Raw genomic sequence first — 11,682 nt, forward strand, 5'->3', positions numbered from 1 at the left:
CGGTCAACGCGCCAGGGATCTCCTCAGCCTGTGGACAACCTCAGGCGCCGGCTCCCCGCCCATGCGGGCCTCAGGACGTGCCACCGTCCGGCGGCGGCACCTCCAGGTCAGACTTGGCGATCTCCTCGACGTTGACGTCCTTGAACGTCACCACGCGCACGTTGCGCACGAACCTGGCGGGCCGGTACATGTCCCAGACCCAGGCGTCCTCCATCACGACCTCGAAGTACATCTCCCCGTTCTCGGTGGAGCGCGGTTGCAGGTCCACGTGGTTGGTGAGGTAGAACCGGCGCTCGGTCTCCACCACGTAGCCGAACAGGCCGACGACGTCCCGGTACTCGCGATAGAGCTGGAGCTCCATCTCGGCCTCGTACTTCTCCAGGTCCTCAGAACTCATCACGTGCTCGCTTTCGTCGCACTCTCCTCCGGACCCCCTTCCGGCCGACGCCGCCGACTCCCGGGTGGGAGGGCGGCCCCGTGAACCGGGGGGACACGAAGGCGGCCCGGGTTCCATCATGCGTCACGAAGGGGCCGCAGTGGACCCCCTGAGCGGATATTCTCCTCGGCTCCACCGACCCGGCGCCGCCTCCCGGCACGCTCCGCGACAGGAGCGGGGCTCACTGCCGCGCGCTGTCGAGGTCCTCGAAGGTCTCGGGCACCGACAGCCATCCGGCCTGGTCGAGCGGCCAGATGATGACGAAGGCCCGCCCCGCCACGTACTCCATCGGCACCGCGCCGCCGCCCGGGTCGTTCTGGTGGTCGCGCGAGTCCCCGGAGATGGCGCGGTTGTCGCCCATGACCCACAGGTGCTCCTCGGGCACGGTGATCGGGCCGAACGGGTCGTGGCTCTCCAGGCCCCCCGGGTGGAGGTAGGCCTCCTCGTCCAGCGGTACACCGTTGACCGTCACCCTGTTCTGCTCGTCGCAGCACTCCACCACGTCGCCCGGCAGGCCGATCACGCGCTTGATGTAGTCCTTGCCCGTGGGTGCGACCCCCATCTGCTGCTGCACCCACGTGAACGCGGCGGAGAACGGGTTGGTCGGCTTGGGCACGAAGGTGTCGGCGTCGTCCCAGGAGTCCTCACCGTTGAAGACGACGATCTCTCCGCGCTCGACGTCGCGGATCTCGTAGACGATCCTGTTGACGAGGACCCTGTCGTCCACCAGCAGGGTGTTCTCCATGGAAGTGGAGGGGATGTAGAAGGCCTGTATCACCCAGGTCCTCATCACGAACGTCAGCACCAGGGCGATGGCGATGAGGATGGGCAGTTCCTTCCAGAACGACCCCTCCTTCTCGGCGCTCTCGGACTTGCTCATCTCACTGCCCGCCCCCTCTTCCGGGCCCGGACCGCCTCCCCCGGACACAGCACCGGCTCCCGAGTGCCCGTGCACTCGGGAGCCGGTTTCGGAGCTGCCGTCCTCGGGACCGGACCGGGGGGACTGCCCATCCCGGTCCTCGTCCGCCGCGCGGTCCCTGCCGTCGTCGTTGCTCATCGCCGAAAGCCTATACCGCGCGGCCTTCCGGGGCGGTGAGGTCCGACGACGACGGGCCGGAGACGGGTCACTTGCCGACGGGCTCGCGGCGCTCGCGGATACGGGCGGCCTTGCCGCGCAGCTCGCGCAGGTAGTACAGCTTGGCCCGGCGGACACGGCCGCGGGAGACGACCTCGTACTTCTCGATGGCCGGCGTGTGGATGGGGAAGGTGCGCTCCACGCCCACGCCATAGCTCACCTTGCGGATGGTGAAGGTCTCGCGGTTGGCCGCGCCCTGACGGCGGATGACGACACCCTTGAAGACCTGGGTACGGGTACGGGTGCCCTCGGTCACGCGCACGTGGACGTTGAGCGTGTCACCGGGACGGAAGTCCGGGACGTCGGTGCGGAGCTGAGCCTTCTCAAGCTCCTGAATGGCGGTGTGCATCTGTCATCCTCATCGGTAGCGCTCCGCGTCCTGCCCCGCCGGACGGCGCCGGGGAGGGGAACGCGGGCGGGGCCCTGGACTCTGGATCTGGAGTCCGACTGTCGAACCGCCCGGGTGACCGTCACAGAGGCCGACGTCGGTCCGGCGGCATGCGGATGCGGCCGGTCACCAGGGGGGAACTCACCTAGTCTGCCACATCCCCGCGGCCGCCCCGAACGCCCTCTTCTTCGAGAATCTCCCGGTCACGCCGGTCGAACGCCTCCTCGGGCGTGTCCCGCACCAGGTCGGGCCGGTTGCGCGCGGTCTTGCGCAGGGCCTGGTCGCGCCGCCAGCGGTCGACGGCACCGTGGTCACCGGACAGCAGGACCGGTGGGACCGCGCGGCCGCGCCACTGGGCGGGCTTGGTGTAGACGGGGCCCTCGACGAGGCGCTCCATCCCGCCGGAGGCGAACGAGTCCTGAACCGCCGACTCCCGGTTGCCGAGCACGCCGGGGAGCAGCCTGGTGATCGCCTCGACCATCACCAGGGTGGCGGACTCCCCGCCGTTGAGCACGTAGTCGCCGATGCTCAACTCCTCCACCGGCATGCGCAGGGCGGCCTCCTCCGCCACACGCGCGTCGATCCCCTCGTAGCGCCCGCACCCGAAGACCAGGTGTCCCTCGCCCGCCAGGCGTTCAGCGTCGGCCTGGCGGAAGGGGCGTCCGCTCGGGGTCGGCAGGACCAGCCGCGGCGGACGGCCCTCCCCCTGCCCGGGGCCGCCCGCCACCGCGTCGAGCGCCTCACCCCACGGCTCCGGCTTCATCACCATGCCCGGTCCGCCGCCGCAGGGGGTGTCGTCGACGGTGTTGTGCCGGTCGTGGGTCCAGGAGCGCAGGTCGTGCACGCGCACGTCGAGCAGTCCGGCCACGCGCGCCTTGCCGATCAGCGACAGTTCCAGGGGCGCGAAGTAGTCGGGGAAGATACTGATGATGTCGATGCGCATGCGCGCCTTCTCACTCTGCGAGATCGAGCAGGCCGGGCGGCGGATCGATGACGATCCGCCCCCCGGCCACGTCGACCTCGGGGACCAGTGCGGCCACGAACGGCACGAGCGTCTCCCGCCCGTCACCGGTAGCGACGGCGAGGACGTCCTGCGCCAGATGGAGGACGTCCGACACCCGGCCGACGGGCTCACCGAGGGTGGTCACCACGTCCAGGCCGATGAGTTCGTGGTCGTGGAACTCGTCGGGGTCGTCGGTCGGCGCGATGTCGGCGGAGTCCACCAGCAGGGTGGTACCGCGCAGCGCCTCCGCGGCGTCGCGGCCGGCGTGTCCCTCGAAGCGCGCGAGGGACCTCCCGCTGTGGCGGCGGAACGCGGCGACCGTCAGCGGCCCCCGGTCGGCCGGGTCGGTGGCGAGTACGGAGCCCACGGCGAACCGCTCCTGGGGGTCGTCGGTGCGCACGTCGACGACCACGTCGCCGCGCACCCCGTGAGCACGGCCGATCCGGCCCACTACGAGCAGCATGGGGCTGTGCCCCTCCCTGGTGTCCGGCCCGGCTCAGGTCCGGGACGACGGAGCCCGGGGCTCGCGGGAAACGGCCCCGGGCATGGCAGCGGGGCGCCGCCCCTTGCGGGCGGCGCCCCGAGAGGCGTGTCAGCGCACCTCGTGAAGATCCAGCAGGTCCACACGGACGTAGCGGCCCCCGGCAAGGGAACCGATGACGGTCCGCAACGCCTTGGCGGTGCGGCCGTTGCGGCCGATCACCTTGCCCAGGTCGTCGGGGTGGACCCGCACCTCCAGGACCTTGCCCTTGCGGAGCCTCCTGGCCCTCACCTGGACGTCGTCGGAGTTGGCAACGATCCCCTTGACGAGGTGCTCAAGCGCCTCTTCCAGCACGTCAGGCCTCGCCCTCGGACTTCTCTGCCTCGGCGGCGGCCTCGGCGGGCTTGTCAGCCTTCTCCGCCTTGTCCGCCTTCTTCTCGGACTTCCTGCCCTTGCCCTTGCCCTCGGTGCCCGGGAGCACGAGCTCCTTGAGGGCGGCCTGGAAGGCGGCCTCCTTGGCCTCGGGGTCCTTGGGCTCGGCCACCTTCAGCGGCGCCGGAGCGGGCAGACCCTTGAACTTCTGCCAGTCACCGGTCTTGCGCAGGAGGACCTTGACCGCGTCGGAGGGCTGGGCGCCCACGGACAGCCAGTACTGCGCCCGCTCGGAGTCGACCTGGATCAGGCTCGGCTCCTCCTTGGGGTGGTACTTGCCGATCTCCTCGATCGCCTTGCCGTCACGCTTGTTGCGGGCGTCGGCGACGATGATGCGGTACTGGGGCGTACGGATCTTGCCCATACGCTTGAGCTTCAGTTTGACAGCCACTGGAGTGGTCTTCTCCCGGTCAACGGTGCGATCTGCCCGGCGGCGGACCGCGTGGGGTTGCGGCGCGCGTTGGGGCTGACGTGGGCGACCGACGAGTTAGAGGGCTGGCCGATCACCGTTAGTCGACTCCCCATTGTGCCAGACACCGGCGGGTTCCTCGGCCAGGAACCCGGCCGCGCATGGTCACACATCCGACAGTTCGCCGGACTACTTCTTCCCGCCCTTGCCCTGACCGAGCGTGAAGTCCGACAGGTCCGGCATGTTGGGCCCGCCGAAGGCGGGCGGGAGCTTGGGCTGCCCGGAACCGCCCGCACCGCCGCCCAGCCCCGGAGGCAACTGCGGCTGGCCGCCGCCCTCCTCCTGGCGGCGCCGACGCTGTTCGGCGCGCTCGGCCTCCTGCTGGCGGGCCTTCATCGGGTTGCCGCTGCGCTGCTTGCCCTTCTTCGCCTTCTTGGCCTGGGCCTTGGCCTTCTTGCGGTTGCCGCCGCCCCCCATGCCGGGCATACCCGGCATCCCGGGCATGCCGCCGCCCTCCTTCATCTTGCGCATCATCTTCTGCGCCTCGAAGAACCGGGTGACGAGGCCGTTGACGTCACTGACCTGCGTCCCCGAACCGTTGGCGATGCGCAGGCGGCGCGAGCCGTTGATCATCTTGGGCTGGGCGCGCTCGGCGGGGGTCATCGACCGGATGATCGCCTGGATGCGGTCCAGGGACTTGTCGTCGATGCTGTCGATCTGCTCGCGCATCTGCCCCATGCCGGGCATCATGCCGAGCAGGTTCCCGATCGGCCCGAGCTTGCGGACCATCGACATCTGTTCGAGGAAGTCGTCGAGCGTGAAGTCCTCGCCCGAGGTCATGGTCGAGGCCATCTTCTCGACCTCGGCCTCGTCGAACGTGCGCTGCGCCTGTTCGATCAGGGTGAGGACGTCGCCCATGTCCAGGATGCGCGAGGCCATCCGGTCCGGGTGGAAGAGGTCGAAGTCGTCCAGCTTCTCGCCGGTGGAGGCGAACATGATCGGACGGCCGGTGATGTGGCGGATGGACAGCGCCGCGCCGCCACGCGCGTCACCGTCGAGCTTGGTGAGCGCGACGGCGTCGTAGCCGACCCCGTCGAGGAAGGCCTGGGCGGTGTTGACCGCGTCCTGGCCGATCATGGCGTCGACGACGAAGAGGATCTCGTCGGGCTCGACCGCGTCACGGATGTCCGCGGCCTGCTGCATCATCTCGGTGTCCACACCGAGGCGGCCCGCGGTGTCGATGACGACCACGTTGTGGTTGTTGCGGCGGGCGTACTCGACGGAGTCCCGGGCCACCCGCACGGGGTCGCCCACGCCGTTGCCCGGTTCGGGGGCGAAGACCGGCGTGCCCGCGCGCTCGCCGACCACCTGGAGCTGGGTGACCGCGTTGGGGCGCTGGAGGTCGGCGGCGACCAGCAGCGGGGTGTTGCGCTCACCGGTCAGCCACTTGGCGAGCTTGCCCGCCAGGGTCGTCTTACCGGCACCCTGAAGGCCGGCGAGCATGATCACCGTGGGCGGGTTCTTGGCGTACCGAACCTGCCGGGTCTCGCCGCCGAGGATCTCGACCAGTTCCTCGTTGACGATCCTGATGACCTGCTGTGCCGGGTTGAGGGCCTTGGAGACCTCCTCGCCGCGGGCACGCTCCTTGACCCGTGCGAGGAACGCGCGGACCACCGGCAGGGCGACGTCCGCCTCCAGCAGCGCGAGACGGATCTCGCGCGCGGTCGCGTTGATGTCCTCCTCGGACAGGCGCCCCTTGCCGCGCAGAGAGGAGAAGACCGATGTCAGCCGGTCGGAAAGCGTCTCGAACACGAGTGTGGCCAGTCCTTCGTCTCGGAATTGGTCTCCCAGATTACCTGCCCGCCCCGGCACCGCCACCACACGGCGGCGGGCACCCGGGAGGCGGCTCAGTCCTCCGTGGCCTCCCCGGACGGCTCCGCCCCGGTTCCGTCCGTGGCCCCGCCCTCCCCGGCACCGCCCGACAGGGTGGCCTCGCGCTGCTCCTCGATCGCGGTCAGGAGCTCCTCCTGGCGCTCGCCGGTCAGACCCCGGGTGGACAGCCGGGACTCGGCGTTCACATCGTAGACCTCGTCGCCGCTCTCACCGGTGAAGCCGTAGTCCACGGAGCACGCCAACTCCAGGGAGCCCCCGGCCTCCAGGGTTCCGGTCTGGCTGCACTCCTTGTCCCCGAGTTCCTCGTTGCTGAAGTCCACGTCCATGACGACGGTCACGGACCCGCTGCCGGTGCCGCCCTGGTCGTGCACGACCCCGGACCAGGTGCAGTCGGGGCCCTCACCGCAGCTCAGGCTCGGCTGGCCGTCCCAGGTCACGTCGATGCGCGCGTCCCGGGACGAGTCCAACTCCTCCCCCGCGACGGTGCTCAGGCCGTCGTAGAGCTCCTCGACGGCGGCGCCGTCGGCCTCCGCCAGGTCCAGTCGGACCTGCGGCCCGCTCTCGGCCCCCTCGGGGACGAGTTCCTCGATGGCGACGCGCTCGACCCGGCCGGTCTCGGCGTTGATCCACAGCCGGTTGCGCTCGCCCGTCAGGTCCACCCGGTGGGTCAGGACACCGTCCAGGTTCTCCGTGACCGCGTCCGGAGAGGCGACCTCCATCCCACCGAGGATCTGTGCGAGCGCGGGCGGGGCCAGCGTCGCGGCGGGGTCGATCCACGCCTGTTCCCCGGTGACGCGCACCCACTGCTCCGGGAACTCGTCGGAGTCGGGGCCGAAGACGCCGCGGTCGAGCCAGAAGCCCTCCGGGGCGCGCAGGAAGAGCATGCCGTCGGCGCCGGCCAGCTCGCCGTCGAGGTCGTTGGCGCTCACCGTGCCCTGGGAGGCCCCGCCGTCGGCGACGGTGAGGGACACGTCCTGCGGTGCCTCACCGACGGAGGCGGCCACCTGGCCGGTGGCGGTGAGCGCGGGGTAGGCGGCCAGGTCGGTGAGGGCCTCCTCCAGGATCGGGGCGGCTGCCACGGTCTCGGCCTGCTCCCCGCCCCCCTCGCCCTCGTCCGTCCCCGGGGTGCATCCGGCCAGGCCGAGAACGAGGGCTGCGCCCGCTGCCGCGCACGCGGCACGGCCGCGTCCGAGGGCCTTGCTGTGACTCACCGGGGCCATGCTGCCTCCTGACCCCGACATACGGGGCACTGTACGAATACACGTGATTGCTCGGGAGCTCGGGGACCGGAAAGGGCCTCGGGGGCCGTCTCGGTCACACCCGTACCGCGACAGAAAGGTTATCCAACCGCGACGGGTGCCGATGCCACACCGCTTCAAGACAGCGAACGGGGCCGACGGGGAAGAGTTCCCCGCCGGCCCCTTGGAGCACCTCACCGCGTCAGCGGCGCAAGACCCACTGCCTCAGCGTCGAGGGCTAGGCCTTGGCCTGCGATGAGGCCGTCTCCTCGCCCGGAGGCGTCGACGAGGAGACCGCTTCTTCCTCCAGCTCGTCGAGCTCCTCGAAGGCGTACGCCGATTCGGCGTGCAGCTCGTGGTCCAGGCCGTTGGTCTCGACCTCCTCCGCGATGCGGAAGCCGACGATGAGGTCGATGACCTTGGCGATGATCCAGGTGACGACGAAGGAGTAGACGATCGTGGCGACCACGGCGATGAGCTGGACGAGCAGCAGGTTGAAGCTGCCGCCGTAGGCGAGGCCGTCGGTGCCGTTGGCCGCGGAGGCGGCCACGAGGCCGATCATCAGCGAACCGATGATGCCGCCGACCATGTGGATACCGACCACGTCGAGGGCGTCGTCGTACTTGAACTTGAACTTCCAGCTAATGGCGTAGGCGCAGATGGCACCCGAGGCGAGGCCGACCGCGATGGCGCCGATCGGGGTGACGTCGGCGGCCGCCGGGGTGATGGCGACCAGACCGGCGATGGCACCGGAGGCGAAGCCCAGAGCGCTGACCTTGCCGTAGCGCACCTTCTCCACCAGGATCCAGGCGAGGATCGCGGCGGCCGTGGCGACCTGGGTGTTGACCAGGGCCAGTGCGGCGATGGCGTCGGCGGCGTAGGCGGAGCCGGCGTTGAAGCCGAACCAGCCGAACCACAGGAGGGCGGCGCCCAGGAGGACGAACGGCAGGTTGTGGGGGCGCATGGACTCCACACCGAAGCCCTTGCGGCGGCCCAGGACGAAGGTCAGGGCCAGGGCCGCGGCACCGGCGTTGATGTGGACGGCGGTACCGCCGGCGAAGTCGATGAGGCCCGCGCCGACGACTTCTTCGAGCAGGCCGAACCAGCCGCCGCCCCAGACCCAGTGGGCGACGGGGAAGTAGACCAGCAGCGCCCAGAGGGGAACGAAGAGCAGCCAGGCGCCGAACTTCGCGCGGTCGGCGATGGCGCCGCTGATCAGGGCGACGGTGATGATGGCGAACATCATCTGGAAGCCGGCGTCGACGAGCAGCGGGTAGCCGCCGTCCGCGTCGACCTCGCCGACGATGCTGCTGAGGCCGGCCATGTCGAGGCCGCCGATGAAGTGGTTGAGCGCGCCCGGCCCCTCGGCGTAGGTGAGCGAGTGCCCGATGAGAACCCACAGGACGCTGACGATCGCGATGCTCGCGAAGCTCATCAGCATCATGTTGAGAACGCTCTTGGCCCGGGACATGCCGCCGTAGAAGAAGGCCAGGCCCGGCGTCATGAGCATCACCAGCGCGGCGCTGACGAGCAGCCACGTGGTAGTGCCAGTGTCAATCATTTGGTCGCCTCCGATGGGACGGAAGGGGGATGAAAACGTGCGGGCGGCGGTCTAGCGAGCGCGTCATCGGGCCCGTCGCAGCACCACGGAGGCCACTTTCCGACCTGGGTGTTTCTCTCCCTGAGCCGACATGTTTCGTCCATGTAAAAGGACAGACAGAAGTGTTAAGGCGGCGTGAAACGATGGCCCAGGTCACATCAACCGTGACGGACGAGGTCAGAACGCCCATATATCTCAGACTCGGGGTGACAAAACGGCTACCGAGAATGAGATATCACCTCGATAACGAAGCCTCCGCCAACTCCTGGATCGTAGTGTTTCTGTCATGTTTCCGTTGCGTGAAACAGATCACATCAGGGAACAGAAACCTCCCCGGGTGCACACGGGGGCGGGCATCCGCATCGATGCCCGCCCCCGTGTGCGCCCGCCCCGCCTCGGGGCGACGGATCAGTCGACGGCCAAGACGGCGTCCACGAAGACCTCCGGGTCGAAGGGGGCGAGGTCGTCGGGGCCCTCTCCCAGGCCGACCAGCTTGACGGGCACACCCAGCTCCCGCTGCACCTGGACGATGATGCCGCCCTTGGCTGTGCCGTCCATCTTGGTCAGCGCGATGCCGGTCACGTTGACCACCTCGGCGAACACGCGCGCCTGGCGCAGCCCGTTCTGCCCGGTGGTCGCGTCCAGCACCAGCAGGACCTCGTCCACCTGGCACTTCTTCTCGACGACGCGCTTGACCTTGCCCAGCTCGTCCATCAGACCGGTCTTGGTGTGCAGACGCCCGGCGGTGTCGATGATGACGGTGTCCGCACCGTCCTCGATCCCCGTGGCGACCGCGTCGAAGGCCACGCTCGCCGGGTCCGCGCCCTCCTCCTTGCGCACGACCGGCGCGCCCACCCGGGAACCCCAGGTCTGGAGCTGCTCGCTGGCGGCGGCGCGGAAGGTGTCCGCGGCACCCAGCACGACGCTGTGGCCGTCACCGACCAGGACGCGGGCGAGCTTGCCCGTCGTGGTGGTCTTGCCGGTGCCGTTGACGCCGACCACCATGATGACGGCGGGCCGGTCGCCGTGCGGGCCGGTGCGCACCGTGCGGTCGGTGTCCGCCCCGATCTGGTCGATGAGCTCCTCGCGCAGCAGCCCGCGCACTTCATCGACCCCGCGCGTGCCGAGCACCTTCACCTTGGTGCGCAGGTGGTCCACGATCTGTGTGGCGGAGGTGACCCCGATGTCCGCCGTGATGAGGGTGTCCTCGATCTCCTCCCAGGTGTCCTCGTCGAGGGTGTCGGAGGCCAGGAGGTTGAGCAGCCCCTGTCCCAGGGTGCTCTGCGAGCGGGCGAGCCGGGCGCGCAGCCGCACCATCCGGCCCGCGGAGGGGGGCGGGGTCTCCGGTTCCGGCACAGCGGGCGCCTCTTGGGCGGGAGGGGCCTCCTCGGCCGGGGGCGCGTGGGCGGGGGGCGGGACGACCGCTGCCCCACCCGCCTCCGCTTCCTCGGGGGCCTCGGTGGGACGCTCCTCCGTCTTCGTGGCCCCGGTGTCCTCCTCGTCCCGCGTGCCCGGACGCCGGACCGTCGTGACCAGGAAGAACCCGCCGACCACCAGCAACGCGACGACGATGGCAAGGGTTGCGATCAAGGTGATGTCCATAGCCCCATCAGTATCCCAGAGCGCCCGGTGCGATCGCCGTGACCCACGGCGGGTCAGGTGTGCCGGTGGCGCGTCGCGCGCAGGACCATGACGAAGAAGGGGGCGCCCAGGAACGCCGTGACCACGCCGATCGGGAGCTCGGCCGGTGATACCGCGGTCCGCGCCACGATGTCGACCACGATGAGGAAGGCCGCCCCGAACAGGACGCCGCCCGGCAGGATCGCCCGGTAGTCGGCACCCACCAGGCGGCGCACGACGTGCGGGACGACGATCCCGACGAACCCGATCAGCCCGCTCACCGCCACCGCCGCCGCGGTGGCCAGGGACGCCGCTGCGATGACGACGAGCCGCACGGCGCCGGGGCGCAGCCCCAGGCTCACCGCCTTGTCATCGCCCAGGGCGAGCAGGTCCAACAGGTGCCCGCAGGCGAGCAGCACGGCCAGTGAGACCACCGCGTAGGGCACGACCAGCCGGACGTCGTCCCATCCGCCGCGGCCCAGACCGCCCAGCAGCCAGGAGAAGATGCGCTGGAGCTGGTCCACCCCGATCTGCTGGACGAGGGTCTGGGCGGCGGACAGGAAGGAGGACACCGCCACGCCCGCGAGGAGCAGTCCGGCCGTGCCGCCTACGCCCGCGGCGGAGCCGAGGGCGTAGGCGGCGGCCACCCCGAGCAGGGCCCCGGCGAAGGCCGCCGCGGGGACCAGGTCGCGCGGCGAGGCAGCGAGGTCCGGGCCGAAGACCATGACCAGCGTCGCGCCGAGCCCCGCGCCCGAGGCGGCGCCGAGCAGGTAGGGGTCGGCCAGCGGGTTGCGGAAGACGCCCTGGTAGGCGGCGCCCGCCGTGGCCAGGAGGGCGCCGACGAGGGCCGCCGTGACCACCCGGGGCAGGCGCAGCTCCACCAGCAGGGCCACCTGCCGCTCCGTCAGCGGGCTCTCCACGCCGTCCGCCACGAGACTGAGCAGGTGGCGGGCGATACCGGCGGCGGAGAGGTCCGCCGCGCCCGCGGAGACCCCCAGGAGGACCGCCGCCGCCAGCACGGCGCATCCGGCCGGGAGCCACACGGAC

The 11,682-nt window shown here is 70.5% G+C and carries 12 protein-coding genes; all 12 read right to left on the reverse strand.

What is annotated here, in order from left to right:
* Positions 1–70: 70 nt before the first annotated feature.
* The 12 genes from ACFHWE_RS06810 to ACFHWE_RS06865 all read right to left on the reverse strand — a co-directional run bounded on the left by ACFHWE_RS06810 (position 71) and on the right by ACFHWE_RS06865 (position 11,678).
* Complete coding sequence (locus ACFHWE_RS06810) at positions 71–397, reverse strand: DUF2469 domain-containing protein (RefSeq protein ID WP_416599753.1); 327 nt, start codon at positions 395–397, stop codon at positions 71–73.
* Between the two features lie 220 nt (positions 398–617).
* Positions 618–1,493 (reverse strand): signal peptidase I, encoded by an 876-nt coding sequence (lepB, locus tag ACFHWE_RS06815; RefSeq protein ID WP_416599754.1) that lies wholly within the window; start codon positions 1,491–1,493, stop codon positions 618–620.
* A gap of 67 nt (positions 1,494–1,560) precedes the next feature.
* Positions 1,561–1,920, reverse strand: a complete 360-nt coding sequence (gene rplS / locus ACFHWE_RS06820) for a 50S ribosomal protein L19 (protein ID WP_416599755.1) — start codon at positions 1,918–1,920, stop codon at positions 1,561–1,563.
* 184 nt (positions 1,921–2,104) lie between these two features.
* Complete coding sequence (gene trmD, locus ACFHWE_RS06825) at positions 2,105–2,902, reverse strand: tRNA (guanosine(37)-N1)-methyltransferase TrmD (RefSeq protein WP_416599756.1); 798 nt, start codon at positions 2,900–2,902, stop codon at positions 2,105–2,107.
* Between the two features lie 10 nt (positions 2,903–2,912).
* Positions 2,913–3,425, reverse strand: coding sequence for a ribosome maturation factor RimM (gene rimM, locus ACFHWE_RS06830; RefSeq protein ID WP_416599757.1), 513 nt, complete (start codon positions 3,423–3,425; stop codon positions 2,913–2,915).
* Between the two features lie 129 nt (positions 3,426–3,554).
* Positions 3,555–3,797, reverse strand: coding sequence for an RNA-binding protein (locus ACFHWE_RS06835; RefSeq protein WP_017598215.1), 243 nt, complete (start codon positions 3,795–3,797; stop codon positions 3,555–3,557).
* Between the two features lies 1 nt (position 3,798).
* Entirely contained in the window at positions 3,799–4,266 is a 468-nt protein-coding gene (gene rpsP / locus ACFHWE_RS06840) for a 30S ribosomal protein S16 (RefSeq protein WP_416599758.1), read from the reverse strand.
* 207 nt (positions 4,267–4,473) lie between these two features.
* Positions 4,474–6,096 carry a signal recognition particle protein gene (gene ffh, locus ACFHWE_RS06845; RefSeq protein WP_416599759.1) on the reverse strand — a complete coding sequence of 541 codons (1,623 nt, stop codon included), beginning with the start codon at positions 6,094–6,096 and terminating at the stop codon, positions 4,474–4,476.
* A 95-nt stretch (positions 6,097–6,191) separates the two neighbouring features.
* Positions 6,192–7,397, reverse strand: a complete 1,206-nt coding sequence (locus tag ACFHWE_RS06850; RefSeq protein WP_416599760.1) for a hypothetical protein — start codon at positions 7,395–7,397, stop codon at positions 6,192–6,194.
* Between the two features lie 256 nt (positions 7,398–7,653).
* Complete coding sequence (locus ACFHWE_RS06855) at positions 7,654–8,976, reverse strand: ammonium transporter (protein ID WP_416599761.1); 1,323 nt, start codon at positions 8,974–8,976, stop codon at positions 7,654–7,656.
* Between the two features lie 447 nt (positions 8,977–9,423).
* Positions 9,424–10,617, reverse strand: coding sequence for a signal recognition particle-docking protein FtsY (gene ftsY / locus ACFHWE_RS06860; RefSeq protein ID WP_416599762.1), 1,194 nt, complete (start codon positions 10,615–10,617; stop codon positions 9,424–9,426).
* Between the two features lie 53 nt (positions 10,618–10,670).
* Positions 10,671–11,678 (reverse strand): FecCD family ABC transporter permease, encoded by a 1,008-nt coding sequence (locus ACFHWE_RS06865; RefSeq protein ID WP_416599763.1) that lies wholly within the window; start codon positions 11,676–11,678, stop codon positions 10,671–10,673.
* Between the last annotated feature and the right edge of the window lie 4 nt (positions 11,679–11,682).

The sequence above is a fragment of the Nocardiopsis sp. LOL_012 genome (assembly GCF_048060475.1).
GTDB lineage: Bacteria > Actinomycetota > Actinomycetes > Streptosporangiales > Streptosporangiaceae > Nocardiopsis.

Coding starts and splice junctions, on each gene's coding strand:
- ACFHWE_RS06810 (WP_416599753.1), bottom strand. CDS start 397: ATGAGTTCTGAGGACCTGGAGAAGTACGAGGCCGAGATGGAGCTCCAG.
- lepB (WP_416599754.1), bottom strand. CDS start 1,493: ATGAGCAACGACGACGGCAGGGACCGCGCGGCGGACGAGGACCGGGAT.
- rplS (WP_416599755.1), bottom strand. CDS start 1,920: ATGCACACCGCCATTCAGGAGCTTGAGAAGGCTCAGCTCCGCACCGAC.
- trmD (WP_416599756.1), bottom strand. CDS start 2,902: ATGCGCATCGACATCATCAGTATCTTCCCCGACTACTTCGCGCCCCTG.
- rimM (WP_416599757.1), bottom strand. CDS start 3,425: ATGCTGCTCGTAGTGGGCCGGATCGGCCGTGCTCACGGGGTGCGCGGC.
- ACFHWE_RS06850 (WP_416599760.1), bottom strand. CDS start 7,397: ATGGCCCCGGTGAGTCACAGCAAGGCCCTCGGACGCGGCCGTGCCGCG.
- ACFHWE_RS06855 (WP_416599761.1), bottom strand. CDS start 8,976: ATGATTGACACTGGCACTACCACGTGGCTGCTCGTCAGCGCCGCGCTG.
- ftsY (WP_416599762.1), bottom strand. CDS start 10,617: ATGGACATCACCTTGATCGCAACCCTTGCCATCGTCGTCGCGTTGCTG.